Annotated in this window: 27 protein-coding genes and 1 tRNA gene; 13 read left to right on the top strand and 15 right to left on the bottom strand. The window is 69.9% G+C overall.

Features of this window, described 5'->3' with window-relative positions; genetic code table 11:
• The first annotated feature begins 30 nt into the window (after positions 1 to 30).
• The 7 genes from AB0J33_RS23485 (at position 31) to AB0J33_RS23515 (ending at position 6,205) form a co-directional block, all read left to right on the top strand.
• Positions 31 to 633 (top strand): helix-turn-helix domain-containing protein, encoded by a 603-nt coding sequence (locus AB0J33_RS23485; RefSeq protein ID WP_363616159.1) that lies wholly within the window; start codon positions 31 to 33, stop codon positions 631 to 633.
• Positions 634 to 643: 10 nt separating this feature from the next.
• Complete coding sequence (locus tag AB0J33_RS23490) at positions 644 to 1,111, top strand: GNAT family N-acetyltransferase (RefSeq protein ID WP_363616160.1); 468 nt, start codon at positions 644 to 646, stop codon at positions 1,109 to 1,111.
• A 9-nt stretch (positions 1,112 to 1,120) separates the two neighbouring features.
• A complete protein-coding gene (locus AB0J33_RS23495) occupies positions 1,121 to 1,600 on the top strand; it encodes a hypothetical protein (RefSeq protein ID WP_363616161.1) in 480 nt (159 codons plus the stop codon).
• Positions 1,601 to 1,675: 75 nt separating this feature from the next.
• Entirely contained in the window at positions 1,676 to 2,911 is a 1,236-nt protein-coding gene (locus tag AB0J33_RS23500) for an MFS transporter (RefSeq protein WP_363616162.1), read from the top strand.
• A 100-nt stretch (positions 2,912 to 3,011) separates the two neighbouring features.
• Positions 3,012 to 3,956, top strand: a complete 945-nt coding sequence (locus AB0J33_RS23505; protein ID WP_363616163.1) for an RNA polymerase sigma-70 factor — start codon at positions 3,012 to 3,014, stop codon at positions 3,954 to 3,956.
• Positions 3,957 to 4,038: 82 nt separating this feature from the next.
• On the top strand, positions 4,039 to 5,226 hold the full coding sequence (locus AB0J33_RS23510; RefSeq protein WP_363616164.1) for an FAD-dependent oxidoreductase: 1,188 nt from the start codon (positions 4,039 to 4,041) through the stop codon (positions 5,224 to 5,226).
• Positions 5,227 to 5,383: 157 nt separating this feature from the next.
• Positions 5,384 to 6,205 (top strand): NAD(P)H-binding protein, encoded by an 822-nt coding sequence (locus tag AB0J33_RS23515; RefSeq protein WP_363616165.1) that lies wholly within the window; start codon positions 5,384 to 5,386, stop codon positions 6,203 to 6,205.
• Positions 6,206 to 6,303: 98 nt separating this feature from the next.
• Here the strand turns inward: AB0J33_RS23515 and AB0J33_RS23520 are convergent, their stop codons facing one another.
• Positions 6,304 to 7,311, bottom strand: coding sequence for an aldo/keto reductase (locus AB0J33_RS23520; RefSeq protein WP_363616166.1), 1,008 nt, complete (start codon positions 7,309 to 7,311; stop codon positions 6,304 to 6,306).
• A gap of 159 nt (positions 7,312 to 7,470) precedes the next feature.
• Between AB0J33_RS23520 and AB0J33_RS23525 the strand changes: the two genes are divergently transcribed.
• From AB0J33_RS23525 to AB0J33_RS23545, 5 genes are all read left to right on the top strand, one after another.
• Positions 7,471 to 8,352 (top strand): AraC family transcriptional regulator, encoded by an 882-nt coding sequence (locus AB0J33_RS23525; RefSeq protein WP_363616167.1) that lies wholly within the window; start codon positions 7,471 to 7,473, stop codon positions 8,350 to 8,352.
• 57 nt (positions 8,353 to 8,409) lie between these two features.
• A complete protein-coding gene (locus AB0J33_RS23530; protein ID WP_363616168.1) occupies positions 8,410 to 9,381 on the top strand; it encodes a GlxA family transcriptional regulator in 972 nt (323 codons plus the stop codon).
• 90 nt (positions 9,382 to 9,471) lie between these two features.
• Positions 9,472 to 10,056: a hypothetical protein gene (locus tag AB0J33_RS23535; RefSeq protein ID WP_363616169.1), complete on the top strand. Its 585-nt coding sequence runs from the start codon at positions 9,472 to 9,474 to the stop codon at positions 10,054 to 10,056.
• Between the two features lie 36 nt (positions 10,057 to 10,092).
• Positions 10,093 to 10,713: a dihydrofolate reductase family protein gene (locus AB0J33_RS23540; protein ID WP_363616170.1), complete on the top strand. Its 621-nt coding sequence runs from the start codon at positions 10,093 to 10,095 to the stop codon at positions 10,711 to 10,713.
• Positions 10,714 to 11,093: 380 nt separating this feature from the next.
• Positions 11,094 to 11,474 carry a hypothetical protein gene (locus AB0J33_RS23545; RefSeq protein WP_363616171.1) on the top strand — a complete coding sequence of 127 codons (381 nt, stop codon included), beginning with the start codon at positions 11,094 to 11,096 and terminating at the stop codon, positions 11,472 to 11,474.
• Between the two features lie 49 nt (positions 11,475 to 11,523).
• Here the strand turns inward: AB0J33_RS23545 and AB0J33_RS23550 are convergent, their stop codons facing one another.
• From AB0J33_RS23550 to AB0J33_RS23600, 11 genes are all read right to left on the bottom strand, one after another.
• Positions 11,524 to 12,288: an ABC transporter permease gene (locus AB0J33_RS23550; protein WP_363616172.1), complete on the bottom strand. Its 765-nt coding sequence runs from the start codon at positions 12,286 to 12,288 to the stop codon at positions 11,524 to 11,526.
• Positions 12,285 to 13,097: an ATP-binding cassette domain-containing protein gene (locus AB0J33_RS23555; RefSeq protein ID WP_363616173.1), complete on the bottom strand. Its 813-nt coding sequence runs from the start codon at positions 13,095 to 13,097 to the stop codon at positions 12,285 to 12,287. Before AB0J33_RS23555 ends, AB0J33_RS23550 begins: the two co-directional genes overlap by 4 nt.
• The gene (locus AB0J33_RS23560; RefSeq protein ID WP_363616174.1) at positions 13,094 to 13,474 is read right to left on the bottom strand and encodes a DUF1048 domain-containing protein; all 381 of its coding nucleotides are present in this window, start codon (positions 13,472 to 13,474) and stop codon (positions 13,094 to 13,096) included. The genes AB0J33_RS23555 and AB0J33_RS23560 overlap by 4 nt, the downstream gene beginning before the upstream one ends.
• A gap of 2 nt (positions 13,475 to 13,476) precedes the next feature.
• Positions 13,477 to 13,824: a PadR family transcriptional regulator gene (locus AB0J33_RS23565; RefSeq protein WP_363616175.1), complete on the bottom strand. Its 348-nt coding sequence runs from the start codon at positions 13,822 to 13,824 to the stop codon at positions 13,477 to 13,479.
• 787 nt (positions 13,825 to 14,611) lie between these two features.
• Positions 14,612 to 15,064, bottom strand: coding sequence for a hypothetical protein (locus tag AB0J33_RS23570; RefSeq protein ID WP_363616176.1), 453 nt, complete (start codon positions 15,062 to 15,064; stop codon positions 14,612 to 14,614).
• A 197-nt stretch (positions 15,065 to 15,261) separates the two neighbouring features.
• A complete protein-coding gene (locus tag AB0J33_RS23575) occupies positions 15,262 to 15,678 on the bottom strand; it encodes a type II toxin-antitoxin system VapC family toxin (RefSeq protein ID WP_363616177.1) in 417 nt (138 codons plus the stop codon).
• Positions 15,660 to 15,914: a hypothetical protein gene (locus AB0J33_RS23580; RefSeq protein ID WP_363616178.1), complete on the bottom strand. Its 255-nt coding sequence runs from the start codon at positions 15,912 to 15,914 to the stop codon at positions 15,660 to 15,662. The genes AB0J33_RS23575 and AB0J33_RS23580 overlap by 19 nt, the downstream gene beginning before the upstream one ends.
• 113 nt (positions 15,915 to 16,027) lie before the next feature.
• Positions 16,028 to 16,101, bottom strand: a tRNA-Ile gene (locus tag AB0J33_RS23585).
• A 121-nt stretch (positions 16,102 to 16,222) separates the two neighbouring features.
• The gene (locus AB0J33_RS23590; protein ID WP_363616179.1) at positions 16,223 to 17,461 is read right to left on the bottom strand and encodes an FAD-dependent oxidoreductase; all 1,239 of its coding nucleotides are present in this window, start codon (positions 17,459 to 17,461) and stop codon (positions 16,223 to 16,225) included.
• Between the two features lie 179 nt (positions 17,462 to 17,640).
• On the bottom strand, positions 17,641 to 17,910 hold the full coding sequence (locus AB0J33_RS23595) for a LysR family transcriptional regulator (RefSeq protein WP_363616180.1): 270 nt from the start codon (positions 17,908 to 17,910) through the stop codon (positions 17,641 to 17,643).
• 388 nt (positions 17,911 to 18,298) lie between these two features.
• The gene (locus AB0J33_RS23600) at positions 18,299 to 18,721 is read right to left on the bottom strand and encodes a hypothetical protein (RefSeq protein WP_363616181.1); all 423 of its coding nucleotides are present in this window, start codon (positions 18,719 to 18,721) and stop codon (positions 18,299 to 18,301) included.
• Positions 18,722 to 19,003: 282 nt separating this feature from the next.
• On the opposite strand from AB0J33_RS23600, the gene AB0J33_RS23605 reads away from it, so the two are divergent.
• Positions 19,004 to 19,210 carry a hypothetical protein gene (locus AB0J33_RS23605; RefSeq protein ID WP_363616182.1) on the top strand — a complete coding sequence of 69 codons (207 nt, stop codon included), beginning with the start codon at positions 19,004 to 19,006 and terminating at the stop codon, positions 19,208 to 19,210.
• A gap of 122 nt (positions 19,211 to 19,332) precedes the next feature.
• Here the strand turns inward: AB0J33_RS23605 and AB0J33_RS23610 are convergent, their stop codons facing one another.
• The 3 genes from AB0J33_RS23610 to AB0J33_RS23620 form a co-directional block, all read right to left on the bottom strand.
• The gene (locus tag AB0J33_RS23610) at positions 19,333 to 20,628 is read right to left on the bottom strand and encodes a helix-turn-helix transcriptional regulator (protein ID WP_363616183.1); all 1,296 of its coding nucleotides are present in this window, start codon (positions 20,626 to 20,628) and stop codon (positions 19,333 to 19,335) included.
• Between the two features lie 319 nt (positions 20,629 to 20,947).
• A complete protein-coding gene (locus AB0J33_RS23615) occupies positions 20,948 to 22,159 on the bottom strand; it encodes a glycosyltransferase family 4 protein (protein ID WP_363616184.1) in 1,212 nt (403 codons plus the stop codon).
• Positions 22,160 to 22,164: 5 nt separating this feature from the next.
• Positions 22,165 to 22,800: a GPP34 family phosphoprotein gene (locus AB0J33_RS23620; protein ID WP_363616185.1), complete on the bottom strand. Its 636-nt coding sequence runs from the start codon at positions 22,798 to 22,800 to the stop codon at positions 22,165 to 22,167.
• Between the last annotated feature and the right edge of the window lies 1 nt (position 22,801).

Consider the following 22,801-nt stretch of genomic DNA (forward strand, 5'->3'; position numbering starts at 1 on the left):
ACCAAGTCGAGTGATGGGGGTAACGGAGCGGTGGCCGACATCGACAGCGGATCGGGACGGGCGACCCCGCGGAAGCGGGCCGACGCCCGGCGCAACGAGGCGACGCTGCTGGACGCCGCCGCCTCGGCCTTCGTCGCCTCGGGAGTGGACGTGCCGGTACGCGACATCGCCGCCCGGGCCGGCGTCGGTGTGGGCACGATCTACCGCCACTTCCCGACCCGCGCCGACCTCATCGTCGCGGTCTACCGGCACCAGGTCGAGGCGTGCGCGGAGGCCGGCCCGGCACTGCTGGCCGACAGCGGCACAGCCCATGCCGCCCTCGCGCAGTGGATCAACCTCTTCGTCGACTTCCTGGTCACGAAGCACGGCCTCGCCGAGGCACTACAGTCCGACGACGCGGCCTTCGCGACGCTGCACGCCTACTTCCTCGACCGCCTGGTGCCGGTCTGCGCCCAACTTCTCGACGCCGCCGCCACGGCCGGCGAGATCCGCCCCGACGTGACCGCCTTCGAACTGCTGCGCGGTGTCGGCAACCTCTGCGTCGGCGCCGGCGAACCCCGCTACGACGCGCGTCGCCTGGTCGAGCTGCTCATCGTCGGGCTGCGCCACGGTGCGCCCGCCGGGCCGCGATAACTTAATGATCATGGCGGACTGGGAGTTGCGGCCGGCGTCGATGGCCGACGTCGAGGCGGTGGCCGAGTTGCGGGCGGTGGTGCTGCGGGCCGACCTGGAGCGGCTCGGGCGGTACGACGACCAGCGGGTGCGGCAGCGCCTGCGGGACGGCTTCGCGCCGGCGTACACCTGGGTGGTCGAGGTGGGTGGCGCGTTCGCCGGCTGCGTGGCGCTGCGGCCCGACGCGGACGCCCACTGGCTGGAGCACTTCTACCTGGCCCCGCGCCTTCAGGGCAGTGGCATCGGTACGGCCGTGTTGCGCCGGCTGCTGGAGCGGTGCGACCGCGACGGCACGCTGGTCCGGCTGAACGTGTTGCGGGGCAGCCCGGCCCGGCGGTTGTACGAGCGGCACGGCTTCGCGTTGGAGACCGAGGACCCGGTGGACGTGTTCATGGTCCGCACCCCGAGGAGGATCAGCGCGGAGATCCTGTCAATGTAACGTTGACAGATGACGTCGGAGCTGGCTCGGTTGACGGACGTTCGCGCTGCCCGCGCCCGCCTGGACGAGCAGGAGCTGGAGATCATCGACCGGGCGCGGCACGAGGGCGCCACCTGGGCACAGATCGCGACAGCACTCGGTCTCGGCAGCCGGCAGGCCGCCGAGCAGCGTCGACAACGGCTGCTGGCGGCGCGGTGGTCACGGCGGCAGCAGCTCGACCTCCGGTTGCCCCCGCAGATCGCGTCGCTGCGGGCGGCGGTGGCCGACCTGGGTCGGTGGATCGGCGCCGACCAACGGTGGGATGGCCGTTTTCCTCGCGCGGCACTGGTGCGGAGCACGGTTGACGCCGCCCTGGATGCCGCCCCGGGCTCGCTGTACGCGTTGGCCCTGCACCTCACCACCGATCTCGCCGAGGCGGGCGAGCGATTGCCCGCGCCCGCCCGGACCGCCGCCGCGGAGATCGCCGCCAGCCTGTCAACAGACCGTTGACGCAGCAGCGCAGTATTGTTCCCGCCTAGCTCAAGCTTGAAGATGTGAGTCACCTCGACTCAACTCGGAGTGCTCATGCGTCGCAACGCGGGCCTGCTCGTGGTGATCTCCCTGCTGTCCGGCCTCGGCAGCAGCACGATGTCCCTGGTCGCCGGCATCTGGATCCTCGACCTCACCGGCTCCACCAGCCTCGCCGCTCTCGCCGGGCTCTGCGCGTACGCCCCCGTGCTCGCCGGCCCCTGGCTGGGCGGACTGCTCGACCGCGCGCCACGGCGGCCCCTGGTCATCGCCGTCAACCTCGTGTTGGCCGCCACCCTGCTGGCCCTCCTCGCGGTGCGGGGCCCGGGGCAGACCTGGCTCATCTTCGCCGTCTCGTGCGTCTACGGCGTCAGCTACGTGCTGATCGACGCGGGCGAGACGGCGCTGCTGCCGGCCGCGCTGACGACGGCGGAACTCGGCGACGTCAACGGGTGGCGCTCCAGCGCACAGGAGGGCATGAGACTCGTCGCCCCCCTGGCCGGTGCCGGCCTCTACACGTGGCGCGGCGGCCACGCGGTCGCCGTCCTCAGCGCCGTCACGCCGGCCCTGGTCGCCATCCTGTACGCGGTGCTCCGCCTGAACCGGACACCTACCCACCAGAGCACCGGGCGCGGCCCGCGAACCGGCTCGACGATCCTGTTCGGACAGCGGGCGGTCGGTCTGCCGGTCGTGCTCGCCGCCGTGTCGATCGCCATGTCCGGCTTCACGACCGCGGCGATCTACGCGACCGTCGTCACCGAGCTGCGCCTGCCGACGACGTTCCTGGGCGTGCTGGCAAGCGCGCAGGGAGCCGGCTCCATTCTCGGTGGCCTCATCGTCGGGCGGCTCATCGCGGGGAGGGGATCCGTGGCCGTCGGGGTCGCCGGGACGGCGCTGTTCGCGCTCGGGTGCCTGGCGCGGTGCCTGCCGTGGTGGCCGGCCACGGTCACCGGGGCGGTGATCGCCGGCGTCGGCCTGCCCTGGACCCTGGTCGCGGCGGTGACCGCCGTGCAGACCCACACACCGTCGGCGCTGCTGGGCCGGGTCTCCGCGACGGCCAACACCGCGATGTTCGGGCCGCTCGTCGTGGCGATCCCCCTCGGCTCCGCAGCCGTCCACCTCGGCGCCCGCCCACCGCTCATCGCCGCCGTCGCGATCTGCCTGACAGCGGTGCTGGCCGCCACGTCCATCGTCCGTCGATGCCGCGCGACGTCCGGCGGACCACCGGGCACGATCCCGCAACGCGGTGACCGGCCCCGGCGGACCGCCGGGCATGGTGCCGCAACGCGGTGACCGGGGCCGCCGGGTGGGCTGCCGCTGCCCTCCGCCCGAGCCCGGTCGGGTACGCCGCCGACCGGCCGGCCCGCTCGCGCGCGTGGTTGACTATCGAGTCATGCCGCTCAGTCCGGACGAGGTCGAGCTGTTCGAGCACTCCAGGGGTCGCCTGGAGGCGATCGCCTATCGCCTGCTGGGCTCGGCCAGCGACGCCGAGGACGCCGTCCAGGACACCTTCCTGCGCTGGCAGGCCGCCGACCGGGAGCACGTCGAGACGCCCGAGGCGTGGCTCACGAAGGTGCTCACCAACGTGTGCCTCAACCAGCTGACCTCGGCGCGGGCCCGGCGGGAGACCTACGTGGGCACGTGGCTGCCCGAACCGGTCCTCGCCGGGGACCGGATGCTCGGTCCGCTCGACACCGCCGAGCAGCGCGAATCCGTGTCGGTGGCGGTGCTCACCCTGTTGGAGCGGTTGTCGCCCAACGAACGGGCGGTGTACGTGCTGCGGGAGGCGTTCGGCTACTCGCACGGTGAGATCGCCGAGATCCTCGGCATCACCGAGTCGAACTGCCAGCAGACCTACCGGCGTGCCAAGCAGCACGTCACCGCGGAGCGGGCCCGGGCGGAGGTGGACCGGACGACGGCGCGGAAGATCGTCGCGGAGTTCCTCACGGCGGCCAACAACGGCGAGATCCAGCGGCTGGTCGAGCTGTTGACCGACGACGCGACGAGCATCGGTGACGGCGGCGGCAAGATCCCGGCCCGGACCGCGCCGATCGTCGGCGCACTGGCGGTGGCGAAGTTCATGCGGGGCCTGTTCCGGCCCGCCGACGTCAAGCGGGACCTGGTCGGCGGCAGCCCCGCGCTGCACATCGCCACCGTCAACGGCGCCCCGGCGGTGGTGGTCGTGATCGACGACCGGGTCATCGGCGTCATGTCCGTTCAGGTGACGCCCGACGGTGTCGCGGCCATCCACAACCAGGTCAACCCCGACAAGCTCGTCCGCGCCACCCGCCAGTGGTCCGCCTCCGAGCACGAGGAGCCCACCCTGCACGTCTGGTGACCCAGCTCATAGCCGGCTCCTGTCAGGAATCGGGGCGCTGTCCGGTTCAGGAAGCGACCGCCACCGAGACAGGAGTGCCACCATGAAGCACCGCATCGTCGTCCTCGGAGCCGGCTACGCCGGCGCCACCGCCGCCGGCCGCCTCGCCAAGCGGCTGCACCGCGACGACACCGAGATCACCGTCGTCAACGCCGACGCCGACTTCGTCGAGCGGGTGCGCATGCACCAGCTCGCCACCGGGCAGGACCTCAAGCGCCGCCCGCTCAGGGACATCTACGCGGGCACCGGCGTCGAGGTGCGACTGGCGCGGGTCACCGCCGTCGACGCCGACCGCCGGACCGTCGCGCTCGCCGACGACAACGGCACCGACGAGATCGCGTACGACACGCTCGTCTACGCCCTTGGCAGCGCCGCCGCGGAGCATGGCGTCCCGGGGGTCGCCGAGCACGCGTACGACATCGCCGGCAGGTCCTCGGCGCTGCGGTTGCGCGACCGCCTCGCCCACCTCGCGGCCGGCGGGACCGTGCTCGTCGTCGGCGGGGGCCTCACCGGCCTCGAAGCGGTCACCGAGATCGCCGAGGCCCGGCCTGACCTCGACGTCGCGCTCGCCGCCCGTGGTGGTCTCGGCGACTGGCTCAACGACAAGGCGCAGCGACACCTGCGCGGCGTCTGCGACCGGCTCGGCATCACCGTGCACGAGCACACCGACATCGCACGCGTCGAGGCGACCGGCGCGCTCACCCGCGACGGTCGGGAGATCCTCGCGCAGGTGACCGTGTGGACGACCGGCTTCGCCGTCCACCCCATCGCCGCGGCCACCACCCTGGCCGTCGCGGACACCGGGCAGATCGTCGTAGACGCCACCATGCGGTCGGTCTCACACCCCGAGGTGTACGCGGTGGGCGACGCCGCGATCGCCGAAGGACCGGGCGGCAAGCCGCTGCGGATGTCCTGCGCCTCGGGCATCCCGATGGCCTGGCAGGCCGCCGACGCCATCGCCGCGCGCCTGAGCGGTCGGACGACGTTCCCCAAGGCTCCGCTGCGCTACTTCAACCAGTGCATCAGCCTCGGCCGCCGCGACGGGATCATCCAGTACGTGACCGCCGACGACCGGGCCAGGCCGGCCCAGATCACCGGAGGTCTGGCCGCCCGCTACAAGGAGTTCGTCTGCGCGGGCGCGGCCTGGAGCATCGCGCACCCGATCCTGTACCCGGTGCGCCGCCACCGCGTCGTCCCGACCCGGTCGGCGATCCGCACGCGCGTGTCCTGACCTGACGTGCGCCAGCCCCGAGCTGCCGCTCCGCCTCGCGTCCCGACCGCCGCGGTACCAAACCCGCGCGGACGCCCGAAAATCGGTGGCGCGATCCGGTGAGCAGGTGTCTTCTGACGGCCGCTAGATCAACCGCACTCCGCCCGAGGAGGGTCGCATGATCATTGTCTCCGCAGCGTCCGGAACGCTCGGCCGGCTCGTCGTCCGGCAGCTCCTGACCCGGCTGCCCGCCGACCGGATCGCCGTCGCGGTACGCCACCCCGCGCGCAGCGCCGAGTTGGCCGCGCTCGGTGTTGCCGTACGGCACGGCGACTACGACGACCCGGCGAGTCTCAGGTCGGCGTTCCGGGGCGCGGAGCGACTGTTGCTGATCTCCTCGCCGGAACTGGCTCCGGACCGCCGGATCCGGCAGCATCTGGCCGCGATCGAGGCAGCCAGCGCCAACCGGGTACGCGCCATCGCCTACACCAGTTTCCTGGGCGCCGACCGCGACGGCGCGGGCATGAACGCCGCCCACCACGCGACCGAGCAGGCGATCATCGACAGTGGGCTCGGGTACGCGATGCTGCGGAACCCGTTCTACACCGAGGCGTTCATCAACGCGGGGCTTCGCGACGCGGTCGAGTCCGGCAGGCTCACCAGTGGCACCGGTGGACGTGGACTGAACACCGCACTCCGCGCGGACCTCGCGGCGGCCGCCGCGACCGTGCTGACCGACGACGCGCACCTGGGTCGTGGTTACGACCTGACGGGGCCCCGGTGGACATATCCGCAGCTCGCCGAGGTGCTGAGCGAGACCACCGGCAGGAGGGTCGACTACCGCGAGGCCACCGATGAGACGCCGGGGCCGATGGGCTTCCTGATGGGCCTGGCCCGCTCCGGGGCACTGGAGCGGCAGACCGACGACCTGGCAGGACTGCTCGGCCGCCCACCGGCGACCCTTCGGCAGGCCGTGGCGAACGCGCTGGACGAGGGCTGAGCGGGTCGGGCCGTGGTCGACGGCCCGACCCTGACCACGAGGGGGTCCGGCCCGCACCGCCGTGACGGGACAGCGGTCTGGTCGGCCCGGCAGGGTGCTCAATACCTGACGCCGTCGACCAGGACAGGCGACACGAGGCTCGGCTGGCCGTCGACCTTCGCGCCGGCGAAGGCGAGCCTCGGCGCGAGGTAACGATTGTTGTCGGCCGGGAAGTTGAGCACAGGTGTCGACGCCTCGTCGAGTCGTGCCGTCTGCTCCGCCGACAGCCGTACGTCCACCGCGGCCAGGTTCGTCTTGAGTTGGTCGAGGCGTCGCGCCCCGATCAGCACCGAGGTCACGCCCGGTCGGGCACCGACCCAGGCCAGAGCCGCTGCCGCCGGTGTCACCTCGGCGTCGCTCGCGACCTCGTGGAGTACGTCGATCACCTGCCAGTCACGCTTTCCGGGACTGCCCACCAGGCCGGTGCGCGTCGTGTCCACCTTGTTGTTTCCGCGGACGAACTTGCCGGATAGCCAGCCGCTCTTGAGCGGGCTCCACGGCAGCACCCCGAGGCCGTGCTCGGCAGCCATCGGGATGAGTTCGCCCTCGACCGTCCGTTCGAGCAACGAGTATTCGAGCTGCATCCCGATCGCTGGCGTCCAGCCACGGAAGTGCGCGACGACCTGTGCCTCGGCCGCCTTCCAGGCGGGCAGATCGGACAGACCCACGTACCGGATCTTGCCGGCCGTGACGAGGTCGTCGAGGGCCCGCAGCGTCTCCTCGACCGGGACGCCACGGTCCCAGTTGTGCAGCCAGTAGATGTCCAGGTAGTCGGTGCGCAGCCGGCGCAGCGACTCCTCGGCCTGGGCGACCACGGCCTTGCGCCCGGCGCCGCCACCGTTGGGGTCTCCGGCGAACAGGTTGCCGAAGAACTTGGAACCGAGGACGATCCGGTCGCGCAGACCGGGCCGAGCGGCCAGGTAGTCGCCGATGATCTTCTCGGAGTGCCCGTTGGTGTAGATGTTGGCGGTGTCGATGGAGTTGCCGCCACGTTCCAGATACTCGGTGATCATGGCCTCGGACTCCTCGACCGAGGCACCCCAGCCATGGTCCTCGCCGAAGGTCATCGCACCCAGAGTGTAAGGACTGATACGCAGGCCGGAGCGGCCTAGTGTGACGAAATTGTCGAGTGGCATGCCTCCAGTGGACACCTGCGGGCCTTCGGTCGGGTAGATCAGAACTGGCAGCGCGTTGCCCGATCCTGCCAAAGTCGGCAGGATGAGCCCATGAGCGCTCTGCCCGAGATCCGTGACTTGGTGCTGCGCCATGTTGGCCGACCCGCACCGGCCGGCCTCGTCCTGCACCGCACCGACTCGCCCACCGAGCCGATGCCGTCCCAGTCCGCGCCGGTCTTCGCTCTGGTCGCACAGGGCGCAAAGTACGCGATACTGGGAGAACGGGTCTTCTCGTACGGTGCTGGGCAGTTCCTCGTCGCGTCGATGGAGCTGCCGGTGATCGCCCACGTCAGCGAGGCCAGCCCCACCGTGCCGTACCTGGTGCTGGGCCTCGCGCTGCGCCCGCCTCTGATCGCGGAGCTTCTGCTGGAAACGCCGTCGGCGCGACGCGAGCCGGCGGCGGGCATAGCGGTCAGCACCGCGAGCGACGACGTGCTCGACGTGGTGGTGCGGCTGCTGCGACTGCTCGACCGCCCCGACGACCAGCGCGTGCTGTGGGCGGGCGTGGAACGCGAGCTGGTTTGGCGGTTGCTGACCAGCGAGCAGGGTGGCACGGTCCGACAGATCGGGCTGGGCGACGGCAACGTCGCGCAGATCGAGCGGGCGATCCGCTGGATCCGCGAGCATCACGCCGACCTGTTCCGCGTCGAGGACGTGGCGCGGGCAGCCGGGATGAGCGTGACGTCGCTGCACCGCCATTTCCGGGCCGTCACGACCATGACACCCATCCAGTTCCAGAAGCTGATTCGGCTGCAAGAGGCACGGGCTCGACTGCTGGCCTCACCCGGTGACGTGGCGGCCGTCGGGTTCGCGGTCGGCTACGAGAGCGCGTCGCAGTTCAGCCGCGAATACCGGCGACTGTTCGGACTACCGCCGGGACAGGACGCGGCCCGCCTTGCCCGGGTCGATCCGGCGCAGCTCGCCGACGTGTGAAGATGCGGTCGCGGTCGACGGCTACCCATACCCCCTAGGGGTAGCTACGCTGGTGCCATGCGCGAACGGGTGTTCCTCGTCGTCGGGTACGACGGGGCGGAACTGCTCGACATCGCCTGCGTCACGTCCAGTCTCGACATCGCCAACCGGATCGGCGCCGCGCCGCCGTACCGGGTCGTCCTGGCCACCCCCGGTCAGCGGGATATCAGCTGCGACTCCGGGTTGCGGCTGGCGGCCGAGGCAGGCCTGGAACGGGTCACCGGGCCGGTGCACACGTTGCTGGTGACCGGCGGCCGGGGCCATGAGCGGGCCGCGGCGAGCCCGCACCTCGTCAGCCACGTCCGGCGGCTGGCCGCGCTGGCGCAACGGGTCGCCTCGGTGTGCACCGGGTCGACCGTGCTGGCCGAGGCGGGCCTGCTCGACGGCCGGCGGGCGACCACGCACTGGATGTACGCCGACCGGCTGGCGGAGCGGTTTCCCGACGTGCGGGTCGACGCCGAACCGATCTACGTCCGGGACGGCAACGTCGCCACCTCGGGTGGGGTGACGAGCGCACTGGACCTGACCCTCGCGTTCATCGAGGAGGATCACGGGGCCGCGCTGGCCCGGGGCGTGGCGATGGGCACGGTGGCGTACCTGCAACGGCCCGGCGGGCAGGCCCAGATGAGCATGTTCCTGACCCGCCGAGCCACCGACGACGACATGGTCCGCGGGATCAACGACCACATCGTGAGCCACCTCGCCGACGATCTGGGCACGGCCGCGTTGGCCCGGCTCAGCGGAGTAAGCGAGCGTCACCTGTCCCGACTGTTCGTCGAACACCTCGGGCAGACGCCGGGGCGCTACGTCCGCCGAGTGCGCACCGAGGCGGCCGCGCACCTGCTCACCTCGACCGGGCTGCCGTTGCGGGCCGTGGCACGACGGTGCGGGTTCGGCTCCGCCGAGTCGCTGCGGCAGGCGTTCGTCGACCGGTACGGGGTGCCGCCCTCCCGCTACCGGACGACGCAGGCTGCGGCGCCCACGGGTTGACGCCACGGCTTCGGCCCCACGTCCCAGCGATTCGGACACGTTCGATCCGCGAGCGGCGCCGAGGGCGGGGACGCCGGCAGCATCGTGGCCATGACTCAACAGTTGCCAGCGCGCCGGCCCCGACTGGTCGACCGCTGGCCCATCGCGGTGGCACTCCTCGTCGTTGCGGGCGCGGTCACCGTGATCACGCTGGTGCACGAGCGGGCCGAGCTGTTCGGGCCGGCGGTGGCCACCATGGCCGGGATCTACCTCATGGCGTACGCCCTCGGCCGGCCGTGGACCGCGTGGCTGGCGTTCGTCGTCCTGAGCGTCGTGGTGACCGGCCTGCACCTGCTGGCACGACTGCTCTCGCTGCCGGTCGACCCGGCGGTCGGGATGACGCTGCTGCTGGTGCCGTTGTGGGTGTGGGCGGTGGCGCGGCGTCGGTTCATCCCGGTGCGGACGTTCTCCGTACAGACCGCCGGCACGGTGGCCTTCGGCGCGATCACTCTGCTGACCGCGGCGACGCAACCGCGAGTGGGCGCCGTCGTGGCCGGCGTCGGCTTCCTCTTCCATGCTGTCTGGGACGCCTACCACCATCACGTCAACCTGGTGGTGAGCCGCTCCTGGGCGCTGTTCTGCGCGGTTGTCGATGTCGGCGTGGGAATCGCACTGATCATCGCGGCCGTAGGCTGATTTCTCGCACACACGATTGCCAATGGAGAGTGCGCAATGACCACGCGAAGCGGCAAGGTTATCGTCAACCAGACGATCACCGTCGACGGATTCTCGGCAGGGCTCAACCAGACCGAGGAACGCCCGTTCGGTGACGACGGTGGTGACGGCTGGGGCGGCGGACTGCATGCCTGGATGTTCGACCAGGCTGAGGAGAACCAGGCCGAGGTCGACCAGATCAATGCCGCCTCGGCGGTGATCATGGGGCGCAACATGTTCGGCCCGGTGCGTGACGCCTGGGATCGCCAGTGGAACGGCTGGTGGGGTGACAACCCGCCGTTCCACGCGCCGGTGTTCGTGCTCACACACCACGCGCGGGAGCCGCAGCCGATGGAGGGCGGCACCACTTACCACTTCGTCACCGACGGGATCGAGTCGGCGCTCGCCCAGGCACGCGCGGCGGCCGGCGACGGCGATATCTCGATCCACGGCGGTGCGACCACCATCAACCAGTACCTTGCCGCCGGTCTGGTCGACGAGTTGCGGCTGCACATCGTGCCGTTCACCCTCGGTGCCGGCGTGCGGCTGTTCGAGGGCGTCCCGCCGCTGAACCTCGAACAGGTGACGGCGCGGGCGGCGAGTTCGGTGCTGCACGTGACCTACCGCGTGCTGCCCTGACCCGGAACCCGACACCTGCCTCCCCTGAACCAGCCGTAGGCTTCCGCGCTGAATCGGGGGCCAGCGTCTGACGAGTGTGCGCGGTAGCGTGCGTTGTCATGACGCTGCCGCTCCGCAACGCGGTGCCGGCCGTCACCGATCCTCCCGCCGCCACTGCCGCCGATACCAGGAGACCACGCCGCCGACCTGCCGCGTCCCGGCCTCAGCCCCCGAGGACGCCTCCAGCGCGACGTCGATGGACACTCCGGGTCGCCGCGATGTTGGCGATCACAGTGTGTGCCGGGTATTTGCTGAGTACCACGAGCCATCGCCTCGATCACGGCAGCTCGTGGTGGCACGGAGCTGACGGCGAGTCCCGCATGGAAAACTCGAGGACGGAGATGCGATTCGCTTTCGATCCGGGGCGACAGGTCACGTACGGCGCGTCCATCCGCAATCCCGGTCCATGGCCCGTGACGATCACTGGCATCAATCGCCATCCGGCCGATCAGCAGGTGTTCAAGGTCGCGAAGCTGGCGGTCAACCAACCCGAGGTGGCCACTGATGTCACATTCGACCCGGCTGAGGCAACCCCGTTTCACCCGATCAGGCTAGCGGCGGGGATGGAGCTGCCCGTCTTCATCACGATCACGATGCCGAACGTGACGATGGACGGCGGAGGAGGTGTCTTCTCCGACGGCCTCTCGGTCGACTACGAGGTGCTCGGCCTGCCTCGTCATCAGCGAGTGCCGATGGGTTTCCGCCTGATGGTCTACTCCTGACAACAGCGCCGCATCCAAACGGATGCGGCGCTGCCTTCGTGCGTATCAGCTAGCTGATCTTCTTGCGGTAGATGGCTGTCGCGGCGGCGTAGGCGACCAGGAGCAGGCCGGCGCACCAGGCGAGGGCGATCCAGATGTCGTTGCCAACGGGCTGCTGCGCGAACAGCGCGCGGAGGGCATTCACGATGGACGTCACCGGCTGGTTCTCGGCGAACCACGCGACCGGGCCAGGCATCGTGCCGGTGGGGACGAACGCCGAGCTGATGAAGGGCAGGAAGATGAGCGGGTAGCTGAAGGCGCTCGCACCGTCGACGGTCTTGGCGGACAGGCCCGCTATCACGGCGATCCAGGTGAGGGCGAGGGTGAACAGGATCAGGATGCCGGCGACGGCGAGCCAGTCGGCTACGGACGCGCCGGTGCGGAAACCCATGATCAGTGCAACGCCTGTGACGATCACGATCGAGGCCAGGTTGGCGACGAGTGAGGTCAGGACATGCGCCCAGAGCACCGAGGGCCGTGGGATCGGCATCGACTGGAAACGCTCGAAGATGCCGCCCTGCATGTCGAGGAACAGGCGGTACGCCGTGTAGGCGATGCCGGATGCGATCGTGATGAGCAGGATGCCGGGGAGCATGTAGTTGATGTACGACTCGTCGGATCCGGTGTTGATGGCTCCGCCCAGCACGTACACGAAGAGCAGCATCAGCGCGACCGGGGTGACCGCCGTGGTGATGATGGTGTCCGGGCTGCGGATGATGTGACGCAGGGAGCGGCCGGTGAGGGTTCCGGTGTCGCTGAGGACGTGGGTGGTCATCGGGATTCCTCTCCTGCGGACACGGCCACCTTGTCGGCGGTGTCACTGGTTTCGCCGACGAGGGCGAGGAAGACGTCCTCGAGGGTCGGCTGCTTCTCGACGTACTCGACCTTGGCGGACGGGAGGAGCTGCTTCAGCTCGGCGAGGGTGCCGTTCTGGATGATCGTGCCCTTGTGCAGGATCGCGATCCGGTCGGCGAGTTGCTCGGCCTCGTCGAGGTACTGGGTGGTCAGCAGGATGGTGGTGCCATCCTTGGCGAGTTGCCGTACCGTCTGCCAGACCTCGATGCGCGCCTGCGGGTCGAGGCCGGTGGTCGGCTCGTCGAGGAACACGACCGGCGGATTGCCGACAAGGCTCATCGCGATGTCCAGCCGTCGGCGCATGCCACCCGAGTACGTCGCCGCCCGGCGATTTCCGGCGTCGGTGAGCGAGAAACGGGCGAGCATGTCGTCGGCGATCGCACCCGGATTCTTCAGGTGGCGGAGCTTCGCGACCAGGATCAGGTTCTCCCGCCCGGTGAGCACTCCGTCGACCGCGGCGAACTGGCCGGTCAGGCTGATCGACTTGCGTACGTCGCCCGGAGCCGAGGCTACGTCGAAGCCGTTGACGGTCGCGGTGCCGGTGTCCGCCTTCAGCAACGTCGACAGGATCCGTACCAGCGTGGTCTTTCCGGCGCCGTTCGAGCCGAGCAGAGCGAAGATGCTCCCCGCTGCCACCCCGAAGTCGACGCCGCGCAGCACGTGCAGGTCCTTGTAGGACTTGGTGATGGCCCGCACCCTGATCGCGGGTTCACGCGTCGTGGTGGTCATGCCCTCTTCTCCTCGCCGTTGTCGCCGGCGGCGGCGTCGATCGCGTCGCGGAGGCGAGCGCGTTCCTTGTCGATCCACTGCCTACCGGAGTACGCCTGCACGAACGTCTCGGCGAACTCGACCGGGTCGTCACCGACGATCGCGCGGACCGGTGTCCCGTCGGCCGCCGCACGCTCCCAGAGGTCGACGAAGTCACCGAGCATCGTGACGAGCGTGTCCCCATCGACGATCCCTCCCTGGTACAGGAAGTACCGCTGAAGAGCCTTGGCCGCGCCGCGATAGGGCTCTGGCAGAGCCTCCATGCGGGCCATGTGCTGCTTGTACTGCTTCTTCTGGTCAAGCGACCCGACGATCGTCTCGATCCACTTCGCGGCCATGCTCATGCTCCCTGGTTACGTTGATTGTCGTTGTCGTGGAGTTGCTCGATGCGTTCGGCGAGGACGCTCCACGTCCTCCAGAAGTCGGCGAGTTGCTCTCGCCCCCTCGCGTTGAGCGAATAGACCTTCCGTGGAGGCCCTTTTTCGGAGGGGACCTTCTCCACGTCGACGAACCCGCGCTGCTCCACACGGACGAGCAGCGCGTAGATGGTGCCTTCCGCGATGTCCGAGAAGCCCCGGTCGCGCAGCCACGCGGTGATCTCGTAGCCGTACGCGGACCTGCGGGCCAGGATCGCCAGAACGATGCCTTCGAGAGTGCCCTTGAGCATCTCTGTCATCTGGTTGGCCATGCCATCTCCCCCTCGCTACCAAGCGTCGCTGAGTACCGGTAGACCGTAACACTAGGTACCGCTAGATAGCAACGCTGAATACCAAGGGTCTCCGCACGGTCTACTCGGCGGGACTCCGCGCTCGGATGGCCTCGCGATCCACCGTCTTCAGAGCAGTCGACACGACGGTGCCCGGGTCCCAGGGAGCAAGCAGCTCCGGGTGCATGAGGAAGACGCCGCCGCAGCCGAGCACGATGTTGGCCGGAGCAGTCGTCAGCGGCGGGGACAGCGCAGCATCCCGGGTGCGGTCGTAGACCGCGTGCTGGAAGCGCCGTCGGCATGCTGGTCGTGATCAATGCGCCGAGTCTTCGACGATGCCGACTGGCTGACGGCAGCGTCGGTTCCGGATCGCCGCGCGCGTCAGTCGATCGCGGCTCCGCCGCATGCCACCGGCCCGGTCGATGCTGGCTACTCAGCTAACCGACGCCAGAGGGGTTGTCAGCTCTGGAAAAGGGGTTCCGCCCCCACGTAATCACCGAATGCCGCGACAGTACGCCCGATCGGACCGGACACGCTGATCGTTGCGGCGGCGGTCAAATCAGTCATCAAGCGGCCGGAGTCGAGCGCATTAAACGATCGTGGGAGGACCAGGATTACCGGACGGCCGACTCCGTGCACATCCAGCAACCGGTAGGGCATTTTTCGCGGAGAGAATTTGTTCCGACGGAGCGACAAGACTCGGTTTTCACTAACCGAGTATCTCGGGTCAGAACGTACACCCCACCTGACCGCCGGCTCTGCCCTCGGCTTACTTGATCTGAAGTTCACGCCTCACAGCGGTCCGGAAGGCCGCTACCTGCTGGTGAAAATATGCGAATTCGCCTTCCTCCAGATCACCCTCCTCGTGAAGATGCGATACGCCAATGAACCAGCTACTCAAGTTACCTGCCACCGCTCGAACATCGTCCGACGCAATCAAAACCACCTCTTCCGCCTTGAACATCAGCTCATCGAAGGCCACGGTCAATTCATCAGCTCTTTCCTTGCCCTCCCGGTGAATATAAAACTGCTGGCCCGTGCGCTGAAGCGCCATGATGTAACCAACGTAAACCTGCCGGCGTTCCGCGTGCCATCGCCGAGCGTCTTCTCTTCTGACCTTCACGCGGTCCAGAGCTATCGTGACAACCTGGGATACCACTACACCGCCAATGGCGAACAGGCCGGCCAGGAGTGGCACGCCCCACCAAGGGGTTTGAGTCATACCCGAACGGTAACTGCCGCTGTCATAGCCTTGGTTGGGCAGTCGTCAGTGGACGGGGCCAGGTGCAGCACTTCAGGGGTTTGCGGGCACGGACCGAAGGCACCCGGCATTAGGGCCACCACCCAGACAGAGGGCTGGTGGCCGGAGGTATCACCCCGCGACGATCGCCGGTGATCCGCTTGCAGGCGGTCCCCCCGTCAGGACACCGCGAGCAGTCGGAACTCACAACGGACGCCGCTGGCCTTGGTGAGCCGACCATCACCGGTCACGAGCGGGCAGGCCAACCACTCCGCCGCCGCCACGTAAGCCGCGTCGTACATGGTGACGTTGCCCCGCAACTGCCACATCCGGTCAAGCAGCGTAGGGATGGCAACCTCATCGATGACCAACGAGGGCAGGGTGTCGATTGCCTCCTGAGCCCGGGCAAGGCCCAGCTTCCCACCGAGGACCTTGCCTCTGATCACCGACATGGCCTCGACCAGAAGATGGCTCGGTGCAGCCCAGTGCGGATCGCCGGTCAGCTCCGCCCGCGCCGCGTCACCGACCGACCCATCATCGACCAGGGCATCGGCCAGAACCGACGCGTCCACGACGATCATGCGGCGCCTTCCCATGGTCCGCGCTGCTCCCGCTGGTCGTTCAACTCGGCCGCGCTCTCTCCCGGCAGGGAGTGAGCACCGTCCGATCGGCCGGAAAAGCGATCGAGAGCGGCCGTATTGCGCAGCCGCCGGGCCTGCGTCTCCACCAGATCCAGCAGGTACGCCTGAAGTGACTGCCCGCGCGCCTTGGCTTGCGCCGCCAGAGCGTCTCGTACTTCTTCCGGCACGTCCCGAATCTGGAGAGCAACCATGCATTCATTATGCATGCAGGATCACTCACTCGCCAGAAAAGACTCGGCTTCGACAGCTGTTCGCCTGACGTACTACTGTTGCGCAGCCAAGAATCGCAGGTCAGAGACGTCCGTGGGGCGGGCGGGACTCGAACCCGCGACCGAGGGATTATGAGTCCCCTGCTCTAACCGGCTGAGCTACCGCCCCGAACACCGCGCCGGATCTTATCCCGCTCGGCGATCAGCAGCCAGCATCGAGCCGGCCGGCGCCCACGCCTGCACGAGCACGATGGGCTACAGGAATATAACAGCGTGCTCGGGTACGGCATTCAGCCGGCGCGCAGCTCGTCCAGGACGGCGCCAGCGGCGCGCCAGCCGCTGGCGAGAGCGCCCTGGATCGATGGGCTGTCCCGGTGGTCACCGGCCACGAACAGGCCCTCCCCCAGCGCCACGGGCTTGCGCAGTCGTCCCTGCGGCGGCGGTGCGGCGGGGAGCGCCGCGGGGACGGACACGGTGGTGAGGTGTGTCCAGTCGGCGGTGGAACGGCCGTACAGCCGGGTCACCTCGGCCCGGATGGTCGGTTCGGGTGGGGCGGTCGGGCCGACCACCGACGTGGCGATCAGGTGCCGCCCGGCCGGCGCGTACGTGGCGGCGGCGTTGCTGAGCACCACCGTGTTGGCGACGAGTTCCCGTCGGTCGCCGTCGACGAGCAGGATCGGTTCGGTAAGCGGCGGCTCGGGAGTGCTGTGGTAGTAGGTGGTGTAGCTGTGCATGCGTACCGTCGCCAGCGCCGGCAGCAGCGCGGACGCGGCAGGTGGGTCGACGGCGACCATGACGGCCCGGCAGCGGAGGTCGCCGGCCTGGGTGCGGACCCGGCCGGGGGCGACCTCCGCGACCGGGGTGTCCAGGTCGAGCAGGTCGTCCGGCAGTGGGTCGGCGACGGCCCGGGGCAGCGCGGCCATCCCCTCGGCGGGTAGGCCGATCCGGCCGCGGGCGAAGGAGCGCAGCACCATCGCCAGCACGCGACTGGAGGTGGCCAACTCCCGGTCGATGAACACGCCGGACAGGAACGGCCGCAGCAGCTCCTCGATGATCGCGTCGGAGAGGCCGGCCCGACGTAGCGCCGTCTCGGTGCTGGTCTCCGGCGCGGCGAGCAGCCGGGACGTGGGCAGCGTGGCGCAACCGGTGGCGAGCGCGGCGAAGCGCAACCGGTCGAGCAGCGAGCCGACCCCGGCGAGCGCGGTGCCGGGCCCGCCGGTCGGCTCGCGCAGCGGGTTGACCAACCGCAGCAGGTGGTCGCCCTTGCGCACGAGCACACCGGAGGTGAAGTACCCGAGGTCGAGGCTGTCGATGTCGAGCACGGTGCCGAGCCGGGGGTAGGCGGTGTTGAGCACCTGGAAGCCGCGGTCTATCCGGTAACCGTCGATGACGTCGGTGGCGACCCTGCCGCCGAGTCGGCCACTGGCCTCCAGCAGCCGCCAGGGCACGCCGGCGCGGTGCAGACGGCGGGCTGCGGCGAGGCCGGCCAGGCCCCCGCCGACGATGACGACGTCGGCCTCAGCGGGCATCGCGCGCCCGCCGAATCCTCGCCGGGGCGTGCATGCCGACGGCCGCAGCGCTCATGTCCTCATCCTAGGCGGACCCGCCGCGCCGACCTCGGTGGTTACGACGGGCCGCCAGCATTACCTGAACGCGGACGAACCCCGGGTTCTCGGCAGTTGCGAGGACCCGGGGTTCGGGAGGAACGTCAGCCGACGAGTTCCAGATCGGCGGTCGTGGCCTTGATGCCGCGCATGAGCGTGAGGACTGCCTGCACGGACGGCAGCATCAACGCGCCGGAGCGGGTCAGCGTGACGCCGGCGGAGGTGCGGACGAACAGCTTCGTGCCGAGGGTCATCTCCAGGCACTTGATCTGGTAACTGACTGCGGGCTGCGAGTAGCCCAGGGCGCGGGCTGCCATGTCCATCCGTCCGTGCTCGGCTACCGCGACGAAGGCCTGTAGTTCGCGCTCGTTCACTGTGATACCCCCCGAATATCGACCGACACCGCTTGGCTTGTCATCACCAGGCAGTCATCAGGTTAATGACTTAGGTCATGCCGGTCAATACCCGTCCGGTGGAAGTCCCAGCCGCGTCGCGCCCGGTCAGAGCCTTCTTTCAGGAACTACACAGCCAACTTCAGGCGACTCCGGCCAAGTCATGCGCTAGGAGAAATCTCAGTCATAGTTGATGACTGCATCCGGGTACGGCCGCGTTGGCGATCGGTCATCGGAGCAACGACGACGAGGACCTCCGTCGAAAGTGGAAGCCCCACTTCGGACCGGAGGTCCTCGTCGTCGCGGCTCGTCGGGTACCGCCCTCACCCCACCTCGACCAGCGGGCCTCGGCGGCGCACCCCGGAGCTGGTCACCAGAGCGTCGTCGGCGCGCCGCACGCGGTGCCCGCGCACAGCCGGGCGGTGGCGGAGGGCCGTCCGACCAGGTAGGTCTGGAAGGTCGTGACGAACGACTGCGGGCTCTCACCGGCGCACGTCAGAGGCGACTCCCAGGTCGTACCGGCGTGCTGGATCTGGACGTGGAAGCAGCCGGTGGCGGTGCCGGTCTTGATGATGCCCTTGACCGTGCGCTTCTGACCGACGCCGAGGGGGTCCTGCTGGACCGTCTGGGTGCCGCTCGCCGTCGCGCCGCCATAGGTCGCCTCCCACGGCAGGGGCAGCACCGACGCGGTGGCGGACGGGCGGGCGACAGCCGGCGCGGCGACGGAGACCGCGGCGGCAGTCATCAGCACGGTCGCGGTGACCACCCGGCGAACTTTTCCTGACAGGGACATGAATTGCCTCCGAATGCCGATCGATGGTTCGGGAAGCGGCCCGGCGGAAATGATGCGGCAGGTTACCGATCACATTGCCGTGCTCTCGCCGAAGCAATCTCAGCGATCGGGCGGCGGCGCAGGCAACGCCATATCGAACTCTTGAAAGAGCCGTCACCCCCGGCGTGACGGCGCGCGATTTTAAGGGCAGCGGGCACCTCTGCGCCACCTCCGATCAGCCTGGCTCCAAAAAATTCGAACCAGACTCCACCCGGTGCGGTGCGAGCCACTAGACATAGAGGCATGACGAAGCACACCGCAGCCGCCGCCACTGACGACACCCGCCTCGTTCGCCGCCTGGTGATGCCCGCGATCGCGTTCGCCGCGATCGCGTTCGCCGGCTCGGATCCGACCGACGAGACCACGACCGACAGGTCCCAGACCGGCATCGTGGCGGTCGCCGACGCGCCGGTGCTGGCGGCCCCGGCGTCGGCCGACTGGCCCTGGTGAACGACGACGCCCGATCAGCCGGTCGCGGCAGCGAGGGAGCCGCGGCCGGCTTCGCGCCCTCCATCACCCGTCGGTGGTGGAGGGCTTCCGCACGTGCCCGCCGCTTCTTCGCCGGCGACCCCTCAGGACGCCGGGGCGTCATCCACCTCGCGCCAGATCTGCACCGCCCGCCGGTACGCCGAAGCCGCCTCGGCGAGCTGGGCCGCCCGACGCAACGAGCCGGCGGCCTCCTCGGATCGTCCGCAGCGGCGCTGGGCCCGGCCGACCGCCAGGACGAAACGCACCCGCTCGATGGCCGACAGGTCCGCCTCGTCGACCGCGTTGGCGATCTCCAGAGCCCGCTCGGGTTCGCCGACGGCCACCGCGTACCGGACCTCCAGGCTGGCGGCCGCGGACGGTGCGGCGGCGAGATCGGCTGCGGACATGGCCGCGCGGGCGGCGACCATGTGCGCGGTGATCTCCGACAGGTCGGCTTCGGCGTCCATCAGCGCGGACACCGCCGCCGCCGCGAAGCGCGCCCAGTCCCGCAGGGAGGTGGTGGGGTTCGCCAGCATCTCCCGTGCCGAACGCAGGTGCTCCAGGGACCGCTCGACCTCGCCCATCCGCGCCATGGCGATACTCGCCACCCAGTGCGCGCGACCGGTGATGGCGGGGCTGTCCAGCTCCAGCGCCATCGCCATCATCCGCTCGACGATCCGGATCACCTCGGCCCCGCCGCCGGCGTCGCTCAGCACCGAGATGTGCACCGCGTACAGGCGAATGTGCTCGCTGCCGCGCACGAACGCGGTGCTGGTGATCTCCTGCTCGGCGAGCTCGATGTGGGTGAACGCCTCGTCGAGGCGGCCCACGTCACGGGCCGCGCCGATCAGCGCGATGCGGGCGCGCACGAGCGCCTCCGGGACGCCGGTCTTCTCCGCGACCTCGACAAGTTCCTCGAGCAGGGCGTGTCGGGCGGCCCGGTCGTTGCGCTGCTCCAGGATCCGTTCCAGGGCCAGGCCGTTGCTCAGCATGGCCGCCGCCGCACCGGCCTCGCGGGCGGCACGGTAGGCGCTGGTCAGACCCTGCTCGGCGCGGACCAGATCGCCCTGCTCGATCGCGCTGCTGGTGACCAGTTCCTGCGCGAGCCGGGCGGCCTCCAGGGGCGGTCGCACGCCGTCGTGCGACGGTCGCGGCGCTGGGGCGGGTGCGGGGTCCGGGGCGGCGTCGGCGTCGTCGATCAGGGCGGCCATCGGTACGCCGAGGACAGCGACCAGGTGGGCGACGACCTCCAGGGTCGGCACCCGGGTACCGGACTCGAGCAGCGAGATGTAGGACTGGTTGACCGCACCGACGGCAAGGTCCCGTTGGGACATTCCGCGTTCGGTGCGGAGGCGTCGCAACCGTCGCCCGAAGTCGGGCTGCGCAATCTGCGTGGCCATGCGACTACCTCGTGTGCCTTTCCTAATCCAATTTGACGCGGCCCGGTGTCGGACCACGGAGCAGAATACGCCGAGTCCGCCGACTTATCGTGTCCGCCGAATGGTCCGCGCCACATTCTGTCGGGACCATACCGGTGCACGAGTCCGGGGACGGCGAACGCCCCCGCGAGCAACCCCGGGGGAAGGTGCTCGCGGGGGCCGGGACCCGTCATGACCTGGAGGTGATGACTAGAACGATGCCTCCGGGCATATGACTGGTCCCGGCGACCTGCCCGACAGGTCCGACTGGGCACCTCCGGGCGGGTCTCGCCTGCTCCCTCTATCCCACCGAAACCGACGCAGTCCGACAAGTCGCTATTAAAGATTTCGAATCGACGACCTGCCTCGACGTCTGGTGGGGTGCGGCACCAGCCGGTGGGCGGCTCAGCAACCGGTCCAGGACCGTCCGGGCCACCCGGGCGTCGAACCGGGCCGACAGCCCTGCTCCGGCCGCTGTGACGAGGCGCGCGGCAAGCTCGTCGTCGCGGAGCAACCGGACCAGTTGGCCGGCCAGCTCCGCGGCGGTCTCCCCGCCCAGGACATCGGTGCCGGCCACCAGGCCCATGCCCTCGAAGGCGATCGGCGTGCCCACCACCGGGACGCCGTACTCGATCGCCTCCCCCACCTTGCCCTTCACGCCGGCGCCGTAGCGCAGCGGCGCGACCGCCACCCGGGCCCGCTGGTACACCGGTGCCAGCTCGGGCACCCAGCCGTGCACGGTGACCCGGTCACCGGCCAGTTCCCTGACCGGGGGCGGAGCCGCGTCACCGACCAGATCCACCGTCGCATCCGGTATCTCGGCCCAGACCAACGGCATGATCTCGGTACACAGCCAGCGTGCCGCGTCGACGTTCGGCTCGTGCAGGTAGTTGCCGACGAAGAGCACTGTCGGCGTCGACGCGCGCTCCACCCTGACGCGTGGCGGCCGGTGGATGTTCGACAGCACCTCGACCCACGCGTCGGGCACCAACTCCTCCAGCAGTCGGCGCTCCTCGTCGGAGACCACGAGCGTCACATCGCATTCACGGGTCAGCAGCAGCTCCACCGCTCGCATGCTGTCGGCCCGCGCCCGCAGCGCGTACCGGTCCGGGCCGCCCTGCGCCGCGGCCAGCGCCGCCTGCCGATCGAGTCGACGAAAGTGCACGTCGACCGTGTCGTACGCGACGAGGCAGCCCGGAGCGGCGTCGCGCACCCGCGCCAGCATCTGCACCGCCGGCTCGGGGCGGCAGAGCAGCGCCAGGCCGATCCGGTGCCCCTCGTCGGCAAGGAACCGGGTCTGCTGCCGCCGGTCGATGATGACACCGACGCCGGCGGCGCGCAGCCGGTCCGCGTACGGCCGCTCGGCCCTTGCGTTCTGCGGAAAGAACAGCACCTGACGCCCGAGGGCGAGCAGCTCGTCGATGACCCGTTGCAGGCGCAGCGAACCGGAGTCGCGGTCCGGCGTCGGCAGCTGGTGGTCGACGACGAGGACCAGGTCGGCGGCGGGTGACACGGCTGTCAGCTCGCGGCGAACAGGATCAGGAGCTGCGCCGTGTCCAGCCCGTGGAAGGCGTCCCGCAGCGGGCCGGACGCCCAGCCGGTCCGGGCGATCTCGGCGGCCCGCTCCCGGGTCGCCTCGTCCCGGGCACCGGGGACCGCGCCGATGCCGTGCAGGATCGTGATCAACACGGCGGTCTCCTCGTCGGGCTGGGCGCCGTTGAGGGCGGCCTCGATCGCGGCCCGGATCTCCCGCTCCCGCGAACCGTCAGCGGTCGGGAAGCGCCGGGTCTTCACCAGGCCGAGCACCCGGTTCTCCTCGACCCGGATCGCGCCGTCGGCGGTGAGCAGTTCGAGCAGCGGCTGCCAGCAGTCGTGACCGAGGTTCTCGGCGGCCCAGCCGACCTTCGTCGGCTTCTCCCCCAGCTTCGCCAGCGCGGTGTCCAGGGCGGGGTCGCCGGTCGGGCTGCCGTCGGAGACCACCACCCGCGCCTCCCGGGCGTCGTCCGACGCGGGGATCGAGATGCGACCGGCCCGCACCAGGTCGAGCAGCACGGCACTGCCGACCGCGCGGTACCGGCGGCCCAGGTCGACGGTGCTGCGCCCGCTCTCGTCGTCGAGCAGCAGCAGGACAAGGTCTTCGGCCAGTCGGGACATG

The organism is Micromonospora sp. NPDC049645 (assembly GCF_040675155.1).
Taxonomy (GTDB): domain Bacteria; phylum Actinomycetota; class Actinomycetes; order Mycobacteriales; family Micromonosporaceae; genus Micromonospora.